Source organism: Clostridium sp. (genome assembly GCF_036646415.1).
Classification (GTDB): Bacteria; Bacillota; Clostridia; order Clostridiales; family Clostridiaceae; genus Clostridium_J.
In genome coordinates, this window is record NZ_JAVXMF010000008.1 from 120,354 (window position 1) to 137,751 (window position 17,398).

A 17,398-nucleotide genomic window follows, 5' to 3' on the forward strand; every position below is an offset into this window, starting at 1 on the left:
TTATTTCTGGAGGTGTAATTTTTGGATGATAATTATGTAATAAATAATCTCAATGAATTTTTGAAGAGTATATATATAAATATGAATATTTTTGAATATTATATTAAAAAATCAAGAGATAAGAAAGTTATCTATAGAATATCTAAGATTCAAGAAGATTATAAAAAACACTCTAATAGAATATGTGAGATTATTCTTCAGCTTGGAGGAGTACCTATCGAGATTAGTCACAATTATGATGATTTTGACAATTATATAAAAACATCTAAAAAAGAAATTTTTAATGAAACCTGTGAAGTATCTAGTAAAGGGGTTACTCTGGGATACAAATTAATCCATGATCCTGACTTTTTAAATCATGAAAGCTATAATTTAATTAATTTAATAACAAAAGATTATCAACGTCATATAAATTTACTTGAAAGATGAATACTATTCTATAGATCTATTGATTTTTATCAAACTAAAACTACCGCACAAAATTTCTTTCATGAAAAAGAAATTTTGTGCGGTAGTTTATTTAAATTAATTAATCAATATCATGGATTACTTCTTATTAATTAATTTTCTTCCAACAATAAATCCAACTAAAAGGCCAGTTCCCAAAGCCAACATTGTTTTAACTTTTTCAAACCTTAATTCAGAATCTGTAACCGGCTTAACATTATTGATTATAACTGTATCCTGTTCAGTAGATTCTATATTTGGGTATATAAATGCGCCTACTAAGCATAAATGATTAAATCTTTCTTCCGAAAAATTATCCGATAAATCTTTTAATGTTTTAAGAAAATATTCTTTATCCCACTTATCATCTTCTTCTAATTTTATATCATCATGAATCTCAAATAATCCACCTATAGTTTCTTTAGCATAGTTTAAAGCATTTATTATTTTCTCGGAATTTTCAGGTTCGACTCTAATATATTCAATTAATGCTTTTCTAACATCTTCCACACTATTTAATTTTACAGCTTCTTCGATTAAATTTAGACTTATTTCCATAGCAAAATCTCCTTTTTATATTAGTTATCAAGTGAAAATTGATAATTATAAATCATATAAATAACTTAAATGCTATAATTTTCTTTGATAGTATATACCAATTATATAGTCTTTCATATTAAAGTTCAATGTATTATTCAAATAATTATATTAACTGCATCTATATCTTTAAAATAGTAACCAAAGTCGATTACTAAGGAATACTATAACATATAGATATAATTGTAATAACTTTTAGAACAATGCTAACACTACTATTTTCAAAAGATTTTATAACTCATAGTTTATATCTTTAATAAAGCATAAAATGAATTTATAGTTGAACTTATTTTAAAATCAGTAAAAACTTTATTCTGACTTACTTAAATAAGTATGTTATAATTAACCTATAGTTTTATAATATACTTATTAAATATAGATTTAAATGGGGGCTGATAAAATATGAACGTTGCCTTTTTTCTTACTCCTAAAAGTGAAGTTATTTTTGAAAAGGTTAGTTCTACAATGAGAAGAGCTATGGAGAGAATGGAATATCATAGATATACCTCTATACCTCTAGTAGATGATAAAGGTAAATATATAGGAACATTGACTGAAGGTGATATACTTTGGAAACTAAAGAATTCATCTCAATTAAGTCTTAAAGATACCGAAAATGTTCTGATTAAAGAAATTCCAAGGCATGTTAAAAATAAACCTGTATCGATTAACTCTGATATGGAAAGTCTAATCCTTGCTGCTAAGTCTCAAAACTTTGTACCTGTTGTAGATGATTCAAATATTTTTATTGGAATCATCAAAAGAGGAGATATAATTTCATACTGTTATAAGAGGATTTTTGAAGAAGATGATTCTAATCAATTTAGCGATTTTAAGAATATATCCAAAATAAGTTAATAAGAATAGAGTTATAATAATTCTTTAATTGCTTTTCTAGTATTACCTATATGGTATATTAGAAAAGTTTTTTATTTTTAAAAAGGCTGACTCAAACACTCCTATTTGTTATATTTTTATATTTTGAAATATATGTTATAATATTTTATATATATGAATTTATATTTAGGGGGTAACTATGGAAAAGATTTTTAAAAAGAATAGTTTATACGCAGATTTAGCTTTGTTGTTAGTAGCTATATTGTGGGGAGCAGGCTTTATAGCTGTTAAGGACTCATTAGATTTTATAACACCTTTTTACCAAATGGCAATAAGATTTTCATTATCAACAATAATTATGTATATCATATTTCATAAGCGTGTTAATAAAATGACAAAAGTGCAGCTTAAAAATGGATTTATTATAGGAATATTTCTTTTTCTAGGTTTTGCTTTTCAAACAGTTGGTATCAAGTATACAACAGCAGGAAAAAGTGCATTTTTAACTGCTATCTATGTTGTTCTTGTACCATTTTTACAATGGATTTTACTAAAGAAAAAACCTGATAATTATTCTATAATAGGTGCTTTAATTTGTCTTATAGGAATTTCAATGCTTACTTTACAGGATGGATTATCTATAAGCTATGGAGATGGACTTACGTTACTATGTGCATTTGGTTTTGCAGGTCAAATTTTGACTATAAGTAAATTTGTTAAAAATGACGATCCTATTATTTTAACTGTTATACAACTTGGATCTGCTGCTATACTCTCTGCTGCTGTCGCATTATTCATTGAACCTTTCCCTACTTCAATGAATCTTCAAGGTATAACTTCAATTCTTTATTTAGCTATATTTAGCACAACCCTAGCATTTTTAATTCAAAACGTAGCTCAGAAGTATACAACATCAACACGTACAGCTATAATACTTTCTTTAGAAGCCTTATTTGGTGCTCTATTCTCTGTAGTATTCTTAAATGAAGTATTCACATTAGCTATGTTACTAGGATGTATTCTTATATTTTCAGCTATAATCACAACTGAAACTAAATTGAGTTTCTTAAAGAAGAGTATCTCTAAAAAAAATAATAGTTCAATGTAATATTTATCTCCTTTTCTATATATAATTAATTAGTATTATTTATATATGGAAAAGGAGGTTTTAATATTAGTAGATATATAAAACAAAAAAAAGTAAAAGAGAAATCTATTATAGTAGAATTATTTTTCGAAAGGTTGTATATACTTCCATTTATGGTTATTATAGTTATATTGTACCTTTCTTATAATAATATACAAATTTCCAATACTAAATTATTATCCTATCTAAAAGATATTCCCATAGAATTTGTTGCAAAAGATGCTATACAAGAAAATCATGTAGTAAATTATGATGGTGTAATCACAAACATAAATCTAATATATGATTTTGAGAATGATTGTAAAAATAATAAAACATCACAACTAATCTATACTTATTATAATAAAGATGAAGAACCAACTATAAAAACTGCATTTTATAAAAATGGAAATATTTTTGTTAATATTGATAGTACAAGAACAACTAATGGAACTAGTGAAATTCAAAGCTATAAATTTAATGATTTTAAAATAATGGATAACGAAACTACACTTAAACTAACCCTTAATGATAGTGAATATAAAATTAATTTTTTCAATTATAATAAAAAAACAGGAGAAGGCAGTTAATTGCCCCCTCCTATTTTTTATTATTTTTCTAACTTCATTGCACGCATAGCATTTAATACTGCGATTACTGTAACACCTACATCAGCAAAAACTGCCATCCACATATTTGCAATACCTATAGCTGCAAGTATTAATACTACTACTTTTACAAGTAATGAAAATACTATATTTTGAACAACAATTTTCTGAGTCTTTCTGGCTATTTTAATAGCAGTAGAAATTTTAGCTGGATCATCTGTCATAATAACAACATCAGAAGCTTCTATAGCTGCATCAGATCCAATTCCTCCCATAGCTATTCCTATATCTGCTCTAGCAAGTACAGGTGCATCATTTATACCATCACCCACAAATAAAATCTTTCCATTTTTAGATAAAGTTTTATATAACTTCTCTATTTCTGCAACTTTTTCATGAGGCATTAATTCTGAGATAACCTGATCAATTGAAACAACCTTTGCTACATATTCTGCAATAGTTTTATTATCACCTGTAAGCATTACAGTTTTCTTTATACCAATTTCCTTTAACTTAGCCATTGCTAGTGGTGCAGTATCTTTTATTCTATCTGCAATGACCAAAGTCCCTACAAAGTTGTTATTTATAGCTAAATATATAATTGTTCCAACTTCTTTTGACTTAACATAATCTATTTCAAGTTCATCCATTAACCTATAATTTCCAGCATAAATATACCTGTCTCCAAAATATATTTTAACTCCCTTACCTGGTATTTCTTCATAACTCTTTATCCTGCTTTTATCTATTATAGCTTTAGAACTAATCTTTTTATATGATTCTACAATAGATTTCGCAATTGGGTGATTTGAATATATTTCGGCATGAGCTGCATATTCCATCAACATATCCTCAGTAATGAATCCATAAGGCATAATTTTAGTAACCTCAAAGCTTCCTTCAGTTAATGTTCCTGTCTTATCAAAAACTACTATTTCTGCATTGCTTAATGCTTCAAGGTAGTTTCCACCTTTCACAAGTACACCACTTCTAGATGCTCCTCCTATTCCACCAAAGAAACTTAATGGAATAGAAATAACAAGTGCACATGGGCAAGAAACAACTAAGAATGATAGTGATCTATATATCCAAACTGAGAATTCTCCTCCCATTAAAATCGGCGGTAAAATTGCTAATATGATAGCTAATATAACTACAATTGGAGTATAATATCTAGCAAATTTTGTGATGAATTTTTCTGTTGGTGCTTTTTTGTTAGATGCATTTTCAACTAGTTCAAGAATTTTAGAAACTGTAGATTCACTAAATTCTTTAGTTACTTTAATTTCAATAAGAGAAGTCTTATTTATTGAGCCCGCTAATACATCCTCTCTCTCCTTAACGATTCTTGGAACTGATTCACCAGTTAAGGCGGACGTATCTATTTGCGAAGAACCCCTTATAACTACTCCATCCAAAGGTATTTTCTCTCCAGGCTTAATTACTACTATATCACCTATATTAATACGTTCAGGTGAAACAACTGATAAATCACCATTACTAAGCTTTAGATTTGCATAATCTGGTCTTATATTCATAAGTTCAGATATAGATTTCTTTGATTTATTAACTGCAAGATGTTGAAAAAATTCTCCAACTTGGTAAAACATCATTACTCCAACTGCCTCAGGATACTCTCCAATTGCAAAAGCTCCAATAGTTGCTATACTCATTAAGAAGTTCTCATCAAAAACCTGACCTTTGAGTATATTTCTACCTGCTATTAATAATATATCTCCACCTATAACTAAATAAGATAATATAAAGAGAATTAAACTTATTACATTATTAGTCAGTAATGCTGCAGTTGATAGCATAATTCCAATAATTAGTTTAATAATTTTTTTCTTTGTAGATGAACTTTCGTGACTATGGGTGTGATTATTATTTTCTATCAATGTATTATCATTCTTAGATTTTCTTGTTTCATTTTGAATGTTATTATTTTCTATACTACTTGATATCGTTTTATTTATCGTATTGATTTTCACATGTCCTTGGATTGGAATAACTCTTTTTCCAACATGGTTTTTATCTATTTCCTTTACCTTAACACCGTGCTCTATTCTTGAAGAAATTTTATCTACGTCTGTAAATACTATATTACTATCTATATCTTCCTTTAATTCTAAAATTGCTTTAGATGTTACAGAATTAACTATTGCATTATCAACATAAGGTAGTCCATTTAATTCACGTTCGATTTTAACAGCACAATTTGCGCAAGTTAGTCCCTGAATTTCATAAATTCTTTTTATTTGTCCCATTATTGTAATTCCCCCTCTATTACTAAATTATTTATTCATTAACATGATTTAACCCTTTATAAAAAATATCTCTTACATGATCATCATCCAAGGAATAATAAACAACCTTGCCATCTTTTCTTGATTTAACTATTCTAGCCAATTTAAGCACTCTTAGTTGATGTGATATAGCTGATTGTGTCATATTAGTTAAAGCTGCAATATCACAAACGCAAGCTTCGGTATTCATTAGGATATTTAGAATTTTAATTCTAGTTGAGTCAGCCATAGCCTTAAATAAATTTGCTAAATCATTAGTAACTTCTTCATTTAATTTTTTATCTTTCATTTTATCCATAACTTCGTCATGAATAAAATTACAATTACACGTTTCTAATTGTTCCATAAATATCTCCTCCTCATATGAACATATGCTCATATATTTATATTATGACTTGCTTGTAATTTTGTCAATACTATTTGTATTTTTTGTTTTATGATTAACTTTTAATTCAATTAACAAAATTATTTATAAGTAAATAAAAGAAAGCAATTTAAGGTATAAACTGCTTTCCTTTTAACTTTAACTAATTTTATTATAGATATACTTCTAATTATTGAAGTATTTATCGATTAGTTTCTCTGCCAATCGCTTATTTATAGATGCTGAGTTCTGAAGTGTCAATATAACAGATAACAATTTTTCATAATCATTGTTATGTATATTCTCTTCCTCACTTTCATATAGCAATGATACAGATTGTAAAGTATTTTGTAATAAAAGTTTTTCCTCTTTCCATTGTTTTTCCTTAAGAAAAAGATATTTTTCATATAAACCTATAATATTAAAATTATGGTCTTCTTTAGATAAAGATTCTACCATTGGATTAAAGATCTTTTTTATGTCACCTATAGATAAAGTCTGTTTCAAGTCATAAGTTAAAATCATCAAAAGAATATGTTGTTTAGTGTATTTTTTGTTTTTAGTTGGGAAAAGTAATTTATCTTTAGAATAGTTGTTAATCATAGTTTTTGTTAATATCTTATCGGTATCATTTCTCTTGGAATTAGATAAATTATTTTCAAAGAGTTGAATAACTTGATCCATATATAAATCTATATCAGGGATTTTATTAAGTTGTATATGTTCATCTAAATTTAAATTCATAAAAAGTTCAGTTAATTCATTAGTATTATATTTCATATTTAATTTGCTCCTCACATCAGTGCATGTTAAGTAAATGTTACATAATAACATTATGATACCATTATTTACAACATGTAAACAAGATATTTAAGTAGATACATAAATTCTTAAATTAATTTGATTATAAACTCTTATGGATACAATTTCCCACATAATATATAAAACTTTAAATATAACAAAATCAATAGAGAATTTATAGAAGTATTATTAACATAAAATTAATAATATCATTGTATATTTTATTAATTTTAGCAGTATAATATATACATGGCAACACATAGTATTTGAAACTACATGTTGGAGTTAATATATTTGGGAGGTATTAGTATATGAACGCAAAATTTAGGGAACCCTTTAGTGGATTTTCTCATGTCTTCGGAGCAGCAATTTCTTTAATAGGATTATGCTTTCTAATAATTAAACAAGTTTCTGTCAATAACTATAATCCTTATACCTTAGTTTCTACTATTATATTCGGTTTAAGCTTAATCTTGCTTTACACAGCAAGTAGTATTTATCACCTTACCATAGCAAAAGATTCAGTAATTAAGTTTTTAAGAAAAATAGACCATGCAATGATATTTGTACTTATTGCAGGAACATATACCCCAATTTGTTTAATTCTCTTACAAGCTCCTCTAAAATATTATATGCTATCTATAATATGGGGGATGGCAATCTCAGGAATTATTTTCAAGGTAGCTTGGATTAATTGTCCATCTTGGTTATCCTCTTCAATTTATATATTAATGGGATGGATGGCATTATTTATTTTTGGTCCTTTAACAGCTGTTGTCCCTAAAAATGGATTACTAACACTAATTATAGGAGGAGTGCTATACACAATTGGTGGAGTTATTTATTGCCTTGAAAAAAAAGGAGTTCATCGAAGTTTTGGCGCACATGAAATTTTCCATATATTTGTTATTTTAGGCAGTGTAACTCATTACTATTTTATATATAAATATGTATTTAATTTTTAGAAATACTTTAATAATCCATATGTATATCAATACTCTCAATATATTTAGAATTTTTTGGATTAATAGCAGCTTTATCCTTTAACCTAATAAAAATATATGGATTATAGAACATTTAAACAAAAAAACTATCTCATAGAAAAATACAAATTTATATTCTTCTATGAGATAGTTTAATTTATTCACGCTTAATATACTTATTCCATTGAGTATAAATATGAAATAAACTTACCACATCTTGCATATTGTATAAAAGGATTTTTTCTTTTTTTTCAGAAGGCATTCTGGAAAAATACATATCATCTTTCATAATTTTCCCAAATGTTTTAGCTAATGTGGATCCACTTATTACTTCGCTTTCACGAATAATATTACATTCTCCCTCTAAAGCTTTTAATCCTATGGATTTTTTCTTAACTTGTTCATATTTTTTTTGTAAGTCTATACTTTTAAAATGGTCTCTGAGAGTATAATCTAATTTATATTTTTCAAATAAATAATCAATTACTATAAAATCATTATTACCAGAAAAAGTAACTACATATTCTTTTCCTAATTCATTTTTCATCTTATCAAAATATTTTTTTGATAAGCGCAGTACTTTTTCAAGTTCATGCTTATTCTCCATCATATATTGAGTAATTATTAATTTACTACTCTCTAAATCATAGTATGCTGCTCCAAAAACTGCTATACATATGGGCTTTTTATACACATAATGCTCTAAGTCAAAGAAAACTGACTTCTTAAAAAAATCATTATTTCCATTTATGCTTAAACTATCAGTAAATTCACATTTTTCAATCTCTAAAGCACTTTCTCTAATTATCACCTTACCACTCATTTCTTTAACACGTATTATACGTTAATCATACACTAATGAACATTTAAAAATATTCTATCAAAAATAAATGCAAAACATATGAATATATTATATCATATTTATTGACAATTTATCTATATTATAAATTCCTTTTATAATATTTATTAAATGTGCTCTTTTTTATTGACAGTAATTATCATTTAGCATATAATATTAATATAGACATTGATAATTGTTTTCAAAAAGGAGTGATATTCATGAACGTTTTTAATTTAAAGCCTGGAAATAAAGGTTTAATTAAAGAACTAGCATGTGATGATAAATTAGCTAAAAGGCTATTAGCATTAGGATTTGTAGAAGGAACTGAGATATTAGTAAAAAAAGTAGCTCCCCTTGGTGATCCTATAATTATAAATTTAAGAGGAACAGACCTTGCTATTAGAAAAAAAGACGCTCAATTAATCTACATCAAGGAGGCAGTGTAGTATGAATACAATAGCTTTAATAGGTAATCCCAACGTAGGAAAGACTACCCTATTCAATACGCTAACAGGATCAAACCAATATGTAGGTAACTGGGCAGGAGTAACTGTAGATAAGAAGGAAGGTTATTTAACCAAAGATATAAAAATTATTGATTTACCTGGAATATATGCTATGGATACCTTTTCTAATGAGGAAAAGGTATCTAAAGATTTTTTATACACTGATGAAGTTGACTTAATAATAAATATTATTGATGGTTCAAATCTTGAAAGAAATTTATATCTAACTTCTCAATTAACTCAATTTAACAAACCAATTTTATTGGTTGTTAATATGATTGATGTGGCTAAAAGTGAAGGAATTCATATTGATTACAAAGAACTTTCTAAAAAACTTGGTGTTAAAATCATGCCAATTTCAGCTTCTAAGGGTGAAGGTGTAAAGGAATTAAAAGAATTATTGCAAGCTGATTCATTTAGTAACCTAGACTGTACAATTAATCAAAAGCATAATTTTAGTGTACTTGATGAAAAACAGACTTATTCATATATCGAAAGTATTTTGAATAACTGTGTAGATGGTAAAAAATCGACCACTAATACGATAACAGAAAAGATTGATTCAATTGTTCTTAATAAATTTTTAGCTTATCCAATCTTTCTAGGAATTATGTTTTTAATATTTAAATTTACATTTGATTGGGTTGGTGGTCCACTTCAAGAATTAGCTGATAGATTAATAAATGAAAATTTCATTTCACTTATAGAAATTCCGTTAGCACATACAACCCCGTGGTTCCAATCTTTAATAACAGATGGAATTGTTGGTGGTGTAGGAGCTGTAATAGTATTCTTACCTATAATACTAACACTATTTGTTGGGATTAGCTTTCTTGAGGATAGCGGATATATGGCAAGAACTGCATTTATTATGGATAGATTAATGAGAAAGTTAGGCCTTTCAGGAAAAGCATTTATTCCATTATTAATGGGATTTGGCTGTTCCGTTCCTGGTATAATGTCAGCAAGAACATTAGAAAGTGAAAAAGATAGAAAATTAACTGCTTTAATAATTCCATTTATGTCATGTAATGCGAGGCTACCTGTTTATGCTCTATTTGCAAGTGCTTTATTTGCTTCTCATGAATCATTAGTAATCTTTGGACTTTATATATTAGGTGTATTAGTTGCTTTTTTAATGGCATTTATATTTAAGAACACTATATTTAAAAAAGATGAAGAACCATTTATTATTGAATTGCCAGAGTACAAGCTTCCTGAGTTAAGAAGTTTAATGCTTCACACCTGGGAAAAAGGTAAAGGTTTCTTAAAAAAGGCTGGAACTTTAATCTTCGCAGTATCTGTTTTAGTTTGGTTTTTATCAAATTTTAGTATGAATGGTATGGTAGATATAAATGAGAGCTTCCTTGCTTCTATAGGTAATTTTATAGCTCCAATATTCAAACCATTAGGATTTGGAACTTGGGAAAACTCAGTTGCTCTTTTAACTGGTCTCATGGCTAAGGAAGTAGTTATAGGAACAATGGGTGTACTTTATACTGGAGACCTAGTAACACAAATTGCAGCAGGGTTTACTGTAGCAAGCGGGATTTCCTTCTTAGTATTTACTTTATTATATACACCATGTGTATCTGTTATTGCAACCTTTAAAAAGGAATTTAGTGGAAAGTTTGCTATGTTCTCTGTAGTTTATCAGTTTGCGGTAGCATGGATTTTTTCCTTTGGAATATATCAAATAATGAGTATTATACTTTAGAAGAGGTGATGTTATGATTGAAACTATAATAACTCTATTAATTGTTGGACTAGCTGTATTTATATTATATAAAAAGTTCAAAAATAAATCTGGTGGATGTGACTGTGGAAGTTGTACCTCCAAGTGCCCAAACTTTATAACTAAAATAGATAATAAAATTGATGGCAAGTAAAATAGTTAATAAAGAATCAAATCCCAGTGAAGATTTCTCTTCACTGGGATTTTTATTGTGCTATTTTAGTAATTTACATTTCATCTACAGTTTCAAGACCAATAAGGTTTAATCCGTTCTGTAATACTTGAAGAGTAGCCTTTACTAGTGCTAATCTTGTCTGTTTTGTTATTTTATCTTCTGAGTTTGATATATTTATAGCATTATAGAACTTATTAAATGCTTTAGCCACATCAATAGTATATCTAGTAACAATACAAGGTTGTAATTTATCTAATGCATGTTTTATAGCATTATTAAATCCTGATAATTCTTTTACAAGTTCAAATTCTTCACTTGAAGTAAGGGTGTTATAATCAACTTCTGACGTTCCTTCCCCTAGTTTTCTTAATATACTCTTTCCTCTAGCATAAGTATACTGAACATAAGGACCAGTTTCACCTTCAAAGCTTAGCATTTCATTCCAATCAAATACTATATCTCTTTCTCTTGAGTTTTTAAGGAAGGTGAATACAACAGCGCCTATTCCAACTTTTTTAGCTACATCCCTCTTATTTTCAAGATTAGGATTCTTCTCATTTATTATTTCTTCAGTCTTAAGAACTGCTTCATTTAATAAATCTTCTAGGAATACTACATCACCTTTTCTTGTAGAAAACTTTTTGTCTGGGAATCTAACAAGACCAAAAGATGCATGAGTACAATCATCAGCCCAATCATATCCCATCTTTTTAACCGTTGTGAATACTTGTTTAAAATGTAGTGATTGATCCTTTGCAACTACATATATATTTTTATAAAAATCATAAGTTTTCTTTCTGTAGAACATAGCAGCTAAATCACGTGTAGCATAAATTGTTGCTCCATCAGCTTTTCTAATTATGCATGGAGGCATATTCTCTTCCTCAAGCATAACAACTTTAGCTCCGTTACTTTCAACTAATAATCCTTTAGCATCGATTTCTTCTATAACTGAATCCATCTTGTCTGTATAGAAACTTTCTCCATCAAAAGAATCAAATTTAATATTTAATAACTCAAATAATCTATCAAATTCTTTTAAACTTAAATTTTTAAACTTAGTCCAAAGATTAACTTCTTCTTCATTGCCATCTTCAAGAAGCTTAAAGTGTTTTCTTCCCTCATCATCAAGAGCTGGATTTTTCTCAGCTTCTTCATGGAACTTAACATAAACCCTTAACATCTCTTTTATAGGCTCTTCCTCTAAAGCTTTTTCATCACCCCAATTATTGTAGGCATATATAAGCTTTCCAAACTGAGTTCCCCAGTCACCTAAATGGTTAATACCAATAGCATTATATCCCTGCGAATTAAATATCTTATACAGTGAGTTTCCAAGCATTGTTGTAACAAGGTGTCCAACGTGGAAAGGTTTTGCGATATTTGCTGAACAATATTCTACAATAACATTTTTATCTACACCCTCTTTAGTTGTTCCATAACACTCTTTTTCACTAAGTATTTTTCCTATAATATCCTTTATAAAATCACCCTTACCTACAAAAAAGTTTACATATGGTCCAAATGCCTCTATCTTATCAAAACCTTCAATATTGCCTATTTGTGATTTTAAATCTTGTGCAATCATATTTGGCGCTTTCTTCATAGTCTTAGCTAATTGAAAACAAGGAAAAGCAAAGTCACCCATTTCTGGTTTTGGTGGGTTCTCAATAAATCTCAGGATTAGTTCCTTGTCCATATCTATATGTGTACATAAGTTTTCAGCTATTATACTTTTATAATTCATAATAAATCCTCCTCTTTTTTTAGATACTATACTATCTCCTGTAAAAATCCATATAAAAAACCCGCCTCTTTCATTACGAAAGAGACGGGTATATATCCGTGGTACCACTCTAATTGACTTTTATAAAAGTCCACTCAAATGTTTAACGCAGTAGCGACTAACCCTACTAAAATAATTTTTTAGGTAGCTTCTCCAAGGTTCTTTTCATAATTTATTTTTAATAAATCTCTTTACTATTACTAGCTTAGATTCTTATATTCTTACAAGGCTTTCACCATTCCCCTGCTCGCTTTAAGAATTAATAAAGAAAGTACTGTCCTCTTCATAGAATTTATATATTAAATTTTATATTATCTGCATTATAAGTAAATACTAATCAAATGTCAACAAAATTCACTTTTAATATTATTCTATTAAATTGATTTACTTATATAATATATACACTACTAAATTATGTGCTTAATTATTTTAATTCAAGATACTCATCATAAGTCATAGTTTTATCAATTACTCCACCATTTGGAAGTATTTCAATTATTCTATTGGCAATAGTGTTAATAAACTGATGGTCATGAGATGTAAATAACATTGTTCCAGCAAAGTTCATTAGCCCATTATTTACTGCTGTTATAGATTCTAGGTCTAAATGGTTTGTAGGTTCATCTAGTATTAATACATTAGCTCCACTAAGCATCATTTTAGATAACATACAACGAACCTTTTCTCCTCCAGAAAGTATAGATGATTGCTTTAATGCCTCTTCTCCTGAGAATAACATTCTACCAAGGAATCCTCTTATAAAGCTTTCAGCCTTTTCTTCTGAGAATTGTCTTAACCAATCTACAAGGTTTAAGTCACATTCATTAAAGTATTCTGAGTTATCTGATGGGAAATATGATTGAGAAGTAGTTACGCCCCATTTAAAGCTTCCACTATCTGGCTCTATTTCACCCATTAATATTTTAAATAAAGTTGTTTTTGAAATTCCATCTCCTAAAAATGCAATCTTATCATTTTTATAAATCATAAAACTTATATTATCAAGAACTTTTACTCCATCAATAGTCTTACATAGGTTTTCAACAACTAATAAGTCATTTCCAGCTTCTCTCTCTGCTTTAAATCCAACAAAAGGATATCTTCTTGAAGAAGGTTTAATATCATCTAGTGTTAATTTATCAAGTTGCTTCTTTCTACTAGTAGCTTGCTTAGCTTTTGAAGCATTTGAACTAAAACGAGCTATAAAGTTTTGAAGATCTTTAATTTTCTCTTCTTTTTTCTTGTTTTGATCTTTAGACATTTGTAATGCTAATTGACTTGATTCATACCAGAAATCATAGTTACCAACATACATTTGTATTTTACTAAAATCTATGTCTGCCATATGTGTACAAACCTTGTTTAAGAAGTGTCTATCGTGTGATACTACAATAACAGTTCCTTCAAAATCCATTAAGAAATTTTCAAGCCAAGATATAGATTTAATGTCTAAATGGTTTGTAGGCTCATCCAGTAATAGTATGTCAGGATGTCCGAAAAGTGCTTGTGCAAGTAGAACCTTAACTTTTTCAGAACCATTAAGATCTTTCATTAATTTACAATGTAAATCTTCAGTGATTCCAAGTCCTTGTAATAATGTTGCGGCTTCACTCTCGGCTTCCCATCCATTAAGGTCTGCAAACTCCCCTTCAAGCTCGGAAGCTTTAATTCCATCTTCATCACTAAAATCTTCTTTAGCATAAAGAGCATCTTTTTCATTCATAATTTCAACTAATCTTGCATGACCCATAATTACAGTTTTTAAAACTTCTTCTTCATCAAATTCAAAGTGGTCCTGCTTTAACATAGTCATTCTTTGACCTGGTGTTATAGACACATCACCTGTATTAGGCTCTAAATCCCCAGATAGTATTTTTAAAAATGTAGATTTACCAGCTCCATTGGCACCAATTAAACCATAACAATTTCCCTCAGTAAACTTAATATTAACATTTTCAAAAAGTTTACGTGCTCCGTATCTTAAACTAACTCCTGTAGTACTAATCATAATGTTACCTCCAATTATCCATTAAAAAAGTCTTACCTAACTTGGTAAAACTTTTTGATTTTTTATTAAAACATATGGTTATAATTATATCATAGATTTGTTATTTATACTATGATTAATATTATTGTTTTTACTTTTCACTTCAAATTCTTCAAATCTATACTTTTGATTCATTGGATTTGGCTTATCAACTGGTACTTCTTCAATGAACATATTATAAGGTCTTACAAATAATCCACAATCTCCATATAAGGCTCTATACAGCACCATTTTTTCTCTAGTTTCAGAGTTTGTAACAAAATCTTCAATCAAGTATAAATCTCCTTTAAAATGTCTAAAGATCTTTCCTTTTGAATTTTCAATATTTCTCATTAGTCTTCCTCCTAATCATCTATATTAATTTATTCTAGCGTACTTCTTTCCCAAAAGGTGCTAAAGATAACTTTGCCATTTTTAACGATTGAGCCGCGAATGGTATTCCTATTATTGTAAGAGAAAGCAATAGTGCGCTAATTAAATTTGTTATGGCAAGAGGTAGTCCCCCAAATATTATCCATAAAATATTAAGTAAGAACCCCATACTATTATCATTAGTCGTTACAATTTCTTTCCCAAATGGTGCAAATTGAAGTCTCGAAAACTTAAAGCACTGAAGCCCAATTGGTATTCCGACTATAGTTAGGCACCATAAAATACCCGTTAACCACCATTGAAGTCCAGCGATAAGACCTCCAAATAAAAACCAAATAATATTACCTAAACAACTCATATAAATCTCCTTAAAATAATCAATACTAATTATATAATATACGATTTCGTCAGATTCGCAACTGTTTGAATCTCTACATGCCCCGAGGTATGTAGTATTTTCTAGTGAAAATACTTGCTACTCTTTGGATAGACTATATACCTTTATCAAATGATTTTAAACATAACCAAAATAATTTTTTTAGAATTTTTAATTAAAAATATCACTGAAATTCACGTTTTCTCTAAGAGCATCAAACCCAGTAGGCTCTAAGCGTTAAACCCCCTAAGAACATAAAAACATAAAAACATTGTAATTCCCATAATTTATTTTAAGTTTTTTATCTGTTAAACTTTTTTTTAAGAATCAGGCAGCAGTAACCATGATAAAATTAAAAGTCTGTACTAAAAAAGAGTTATTTCAAAATTTTCACCCCAGGTGTAATTACGAAAGAACCTTGGGACTTGAGTTTTCTAATACTTTCATATACATAAAAAAAGTGATAGAAACTCAATAACTTGAATCACTATCACTTCTAAAAGCTATTTATTTTTTATTTTTAACATACATCATCCCTATTTTCAAAACAACAAACAATAATATTAATCCCACCATAGCACATATAAAATTATCTAAATACATACCTACAGCACCAATTATCAGAGGTATTGAAACTACAGCTAATGCAATTGCAAACTTATAATTTTTTATATATATTGAATATAATATTAAAGCTAACAATCCTAATAATACTAAATACATTACCATAACTTGTCCATTATCTCCATATTTAGAGTATACAGTTCTGCTTAGCCATATCGCAAATAATCCACTTAGTGCCCCGAATTTACCAGATTGAAAAAAGTTTTTTTCATATATATCACCTCTTATAAATATAATCCTTAAATTTCTCCGCACCCAAATCTATCAACATCCCAGCACCTACTGTCGCGACAAAAGCTCTAGCTGCCACATTTCCTACTTTATCGCCTAACCCTGACAATGTTCCTAGGGCCGCACTCTTTGTATAACTAAATCCCGAATTGTTATTTGACGTTGTTCCTGTATACGTACTAAGCCTTCCTCCACCATCAGCCATTGCGAAACAAAGGAATTCATTATCATCTCTGTTTGATGTTGGATTGTTTAAACAGTAAGCAAATATATTATTTCCTATGAGTCCGTGCCCTATAGATATCAAAATATCAGCATTAATAAACCTACCCATATCAGGATTATAATATCTTGATTGTAAATAGTAATATCCAGTCTCATTATCATACCTATATCCTCTATATCTATAAGGATTCTTTTCTCCTAAAACTTTATCTCCAGTTATAGATACTAACTTACCCCAAGTGTCATAAGTGACACTCTAAATCTTTGATTTAGTAAGTGGAACTTACTCCACCGAATAAATATGAGGCGGAGTTTCCTATTTGAACTGAGTGAAAAGGAGTAACAACTTGCTTACGATCGGAATCTAATATTCCTATAATGTCACTTTGAGCATTTCTAATGTAGAAATAT

At 28.4% G+C, this 17,398-nt stretch carries 19 protein-coding genes; 8 read left to right on the forward strand and 11 right to left on the reverse strand.

Annotated elements, in window-relative coordinates:
• Window positions 1-21 precede the first annotated feature (21 nt).
• Entirely contained in the window at window positions 22-429 is a 408-nt protein-coding gene (locus RSD37_RS07880) for a hypothetical protein (protein ID WP_346946171.1), read from the forward strand.
• A 117-nt stretch (window positions 430-546) separates the two neighbouring features.
• Here RSD37_RS07880 and RSD37_RS07885 read toward each other — a convergent pair whose 3' ends face one another.
• Complete coding sequence (locus RSD37_RS07885; RefSeq protein ID WP_346946172.1) at window positions 547-1,005, reverse strand: hypothetical protein; 459 nt, start codon at window positions 1,003-1,005, stop codon at window positions 547-549.
• 441 nt (window positions 1,006-1,446) lie between these two features.
• Here RSD37_RS07885 and RSD37_RS07890 point away from each other — a divergent pair, with 441 nt between their 5' ends.
• The 3 genes from RSD37_RS07890 (at window position 1,447) to RSD37_RS07900 (ending at window position 3,597) form a co-directional block, all read left to right on the forward strand.
• Window positions 1,447-1,902 carry a CBS domain-containing protein gene (locus RSD37_RS07890; protein WP_346946173.1) on the forward strand — a complete coding sequence of 152 codons (456 nt, stop codon included), beginning with the start codon at window positions 1,447-1,449 and terminating at the stop codon, window positions 1,900-1,902.
• Window positions 1,903-2,080: 178 nt separating this feature from the next.
• On the forward strand, window positions 2,081-2,989 hold the full coding sequence (locus RSD37_RS07895; RefSeq protein WP_346946174.1) for a DMT family transporter: 909 nt from the start codon (window positions 2,081-2,083) through the stop codon (window positions 2,987-2,989).
• Between the two features lie 152 nt (window positions 2,990-3,141).
• Window positions 3,142-3,597 carry a hypothetical protein gene (locus RSD37_RS07900; RefSeq protein WP_346946175.1) on the forward strand — a complete coding sequence of 152 codons (456 nt, stop codon included), beginning with the start codon at window positions 3,142-3,144 and terminating at the stop codon, window positions 3,595-3,597.
• A gap of 20 nt (window positions 3,598-3,617) precedes the next feature.
• Here RSD37_RS07900 and RSD37_RS07905 read toward each other — a convergent pair whose 3' ends face one another.
• The 3 genes from RSD37_RS07905 to RSD37_RS07915 all read right to left on the reverse strand — a co-directional run bounded on the left by RSD37_RS07905 (window position 3,618) and on the right by RSD37_RS07915 (window position 7,065).
• Window positions 3,618-5,882 carry a heavy metal translocating P-type ATPase gene (locus RSD37_RS07905; RefSeq protein WP_346946176.1) on the reverse strand — a complete coding sequence of 755 codons (2,265 nt, stop codon included), beginning with the start codon at window positions 5,880-5,882 and terminating at the stop codon, window positions 3,618-3,620.
• A 31-nt stretch (window positions 5,883-5,913) separates the two neighbouring features.
• Window positions 5,914-6,267: a metalloregulator ArsR/SmtB family transcription factor gene (locus RSD37_RS07910; RefSeq protein ID WP_346946177.1), complete on the reverse strand. Its 354-nt coding sequence runs from the start codon at window positions 6,265-6,267 to the stop codon at window positions 5,914-5,916.
• A 204-nt stretch (window positions 6,268-6,471) separates the two neighbouring features.
• Window positions 6,472-7,065: a DUF1836 domain-containing protein gene (locus RSD37_RS07915; protein ID WP_346946178.1), complete on the reverse strand. Its 594-nt coding sequence runs from the start codon at window positions 7,063-7,065 to the stop codon at window positions 6,472-6,474.
• A gap of 332 nt (window positions 7,066-7,397) precedes the next feature.
• Between RSD37_RS07915 and RSD37_RS07920 the strand changes: the two genes are divergently transcribed.
• Complete coding sequence (locus tag RSD37_RS07920; RefSeq protein ID WP_346946179.1) at window positions 7,398-8,051, forward strand: hemolysin III family protein; 654 nt, start codon at window positions 7,398-7,400, stop codon at window positions 8,049-8,051.
• 175 nt (window positions 8,052-8,226) lie between these two features.
• On the opposite strand, the gene RSD37_RS07925 is transcribed toward RSD37_RS07920, so the two are convergent.
• Window positions 8,227-8,853 (reverse strand): ribonuclease H-like domain-containing protein, encoded by a 627-nt coding sequence (locus tag RSD37_RS07925; RefSeq protein ID WP_346946191.1) that lies wholly within the window; start codon window positions 8,851-8,853, stop codon window positions 8,227-8,229.
• A gap of 275 nt (window positions 8,854-9,128) precedes the next feature.
• On the opposite strand from RSD37_RS07925, the gene RSD37_RS07930 reads away from it, so the two are divergent.
• Genes RSD37_RS07930 through RSD37_RS07940 form a run of 3 tightly spaced genes read left to right on the forward strand, consistent with a single transcriptional unit; the run spans window position 9,129 to window position 11,305 of the window.
• The gene (locus RSD37_RS07930) at window positions 9,129-9,356 is read left to right on the forward strand and encodes a ferrous iron transport protein A (RefSeq protein WP_346946180.1); all 228 of its coding nucleotides are present in this window, start codon (window positions 9,129-9,131) and stop codon (window positions 9,354-9,356) included.
• Between the two features lies 1 nt (window position 9,357).
• The gene (gene feoB, locus RSD37_RS07935; RefSeq protein WP_346946181.1) at window positions 9,358-11,133 is read left to right on the forward strand and encodes a ferrous iron transport protein B; all 1,776 of its coding nucleotides are present in this window, start codon (window positions 9,358-9,360) and stop codon (window positions 11,131-11,133) included.
• Between the two features lie 13 nt (window positions 11,134-11,146).
• On the forward strand, window positions 11,147-11,305 hold the full coding sequence (locus tag RSD37_RS07940) for a FeoB-associated Cys-rich membrane protein (RefSeq protein WP_346946182.1): 159 nt from the start codon (window positions 11,147-11,149) through the stop codon (window positions 11,303-11,305).
• A gap of 73 nt (window positions 11,306-11,378) precedes the next feature.
• Here the strand turns inward: RSD37_RS07940 and argS are convergent, their stop codons facing one another.
• The 6 genes from argS to RSD37_RS07970 form a co-directional block, all read right to left on the reverse strand.
• Window positions 11,379-13,073 carry an arginine--tRNA ligase gene (argS, locus tag RSD37_RS07945; protein ID WP_346946183.1) on the reverse strand — a complete coding sequence of 565 codons (1,695 nt, stop codon included), beginning with the start codon at window positions 13,071-13,073 and terminating at the stop codon, window positions 11,379-11,381.
• Window positions 13,074-13,536: 463 nt separating this feature from the next.
• A complete protein-coding gene (locus RSD37_RS07950) occupies window positions 13,537-15,120 on the reverse strand; it encodes an ATP-binding cassette domain-containing protein (protein WP_346946184.1) in 1,584 nt (527 codons plus the stop codon).
• 84 nt (window positions 15,121-15,204) lie between these two features.
• Window positions 15,205-15,492 (reverse strand): DUF1653 domain-containing protein, encoded by a 288-nt coding sequence (locus tag RSD37_RS07955; protein WP_346946185.1) that lies wholly within the window; start codon window positions 15,490-15,492, stop codon window positions 15,205-15,207.
• Window positions 15,493-15,526: 34 nt separating this feature from the next.
• Window positions 15,527-15,889 (reverse strand): YccF domain-containing protein, encoded by a 363-nt coding sequence (locus RSD37_RS07960; protein ID WP_346946186.1) that lies wholly within the window; start codon window positions 15,887-15,889, stop codon window positions 15,527-15,529.
• A 525-nt stretch (window positions 15,890-16,414) separates the two neighbouring features.
• Window positions 16,415-16,786: a hypothetical protein gene (locus RSD37_RS07965; RefSeq protein WP_346946187.1), complete on the reverse strand. Its 372-nt coding sequence runs from the start codon at window positions 16,784-16,786 to the stop codon at window positions 16,415-16,417.
• The gene (locus RSD37_RS07970) at window positions 16,749-17,207 is read right to left on the reverse strand and encodes an RHS repeat-associated core domain-containing protein (protein ID WP_346946192.1); all 459 of its coding nucleotides are present in this window, start codon (window positions 17,205-17,207) and stop codon (window positions 16,749-16,751) included. The genes RSD37_RS07965 and RSD37_RS07970 overlap by 38 nt, the downstream gene beginning before the upstream one ends.
• Window positions 17,208-17,398: the final 191 nt, after the last annotated feature.

What these genes read in the sequence shown, in the direction of transcription:
- RSD37_RS07885 (WP_346946172.1), bottom strand. Translation starts at nt 1,005, where the DNA reads ATGGAAATAAGTCTAAATTTAATCGAAGAAGCTGTAAAATTAAATAGT.
- RSD37_RS07890 (WP_346946173.1), top strand. Translation starts at nt 1,447, where the DNA reads ATGAACGTTGCCTTTTTTCTTACTCCTAAAAGTGAAGTTATTTTTGAA.
- RSD37_RS07895 (WP_346946174.1), top strand. Translation starts at nt 2,081, where the DNA reads ATGGAAAAGATTTTTAAAAAGAATAGTTTATACGCAGATTTAGCTTTG.
- RSD37_RS07900 (WP_346946175.1), top strand. Translation starts at nt 3,142, where the DNA reads ATGGTTATTATAGTTATATTGTACCTTTCTTATAATAATATACAAATT.
- RSD37_RS07905 (WP_346946176.1), bottom strand. Translation starts at nt 5,882, where the DNA reads ATGGGACAAATAAAAAGAATTTATGAAATTCAGGGACTAACTTGCGCA.
- RSD37_RS07910 (WP_346946177.1), bottom strand. Translation starts at nt 6,267, where the DNA reads ATGGAACAATTAGAAACGTGTAATTGTAATTTTATTCATGACGAAGTT.
- RSD37_RS07915 (WP_346946178.1), bottom strand. Translation starts at nt 7,065, where the DNA reads ATGAAATATAATACTAATGAATTAACTGAACTTTTTATGAATTTAAAT.
- RSD37_RS07920 (WP_346946179.1), top strand. Translation starts at nt 7,398, where the DNA reads ATGAACGCAAAATTTAGGGAACCCTTTAGTGGATTTTCTCATGTCTTC.
- RSD37_RS07930 (WP_346946180.1), top strand. Translation starts at nt 9,129, where the DNA reads ATGAACGTTTTTAATTTAAAGCCTGGAAATAAAGGTTTAATTAAAGAA.
- feoB (WP_346946181.1), top strand. Translation starts at nt 9,358, where the DNA reads ATGAATACAATAGCTTTAATAGGTAATCCCAACGTAGGAAAGACTACC.
- RSD37_RS07940 (WP_346946182.1), top strand. Translation starts at nt 11,147, where the DNA reads ATGATTGAAACTATAATAACTCTATTAATTGTTGGACTAGCTGTATTT.
- argS (WP_346946183.1), bottom strand. Translation starts at nt 13,073, where the DNA reads ATGAATTATAAAAGTATAATAGCTGAAAACTTATGTACACATATAGAT.
- RSD37_RS07950 (WP_346946184.1), bottom strand. Translation starts at nt 15,120, where the DNA reads ATGATTAGTACTACAGGAGTTAGTTTAAGATACGGAGCACGTAAACTT.
- RSD37_RS07955 (WP_346946185.1), bottom strand. Translation starts at nt 15,492, where the DNA reads ATGAGAAATATTGAAAATTCAAAAGGAAAGATCTTTAGACATTTTAAA.
- RSD37_RS07960 (WP_346946186.1), bottom strand. Translation starts at nt 15,889, where the DNA reads ATGAGTTGTTTAGGTAATATTATTTGGTTTTTATTTGGAGGTCTTATC.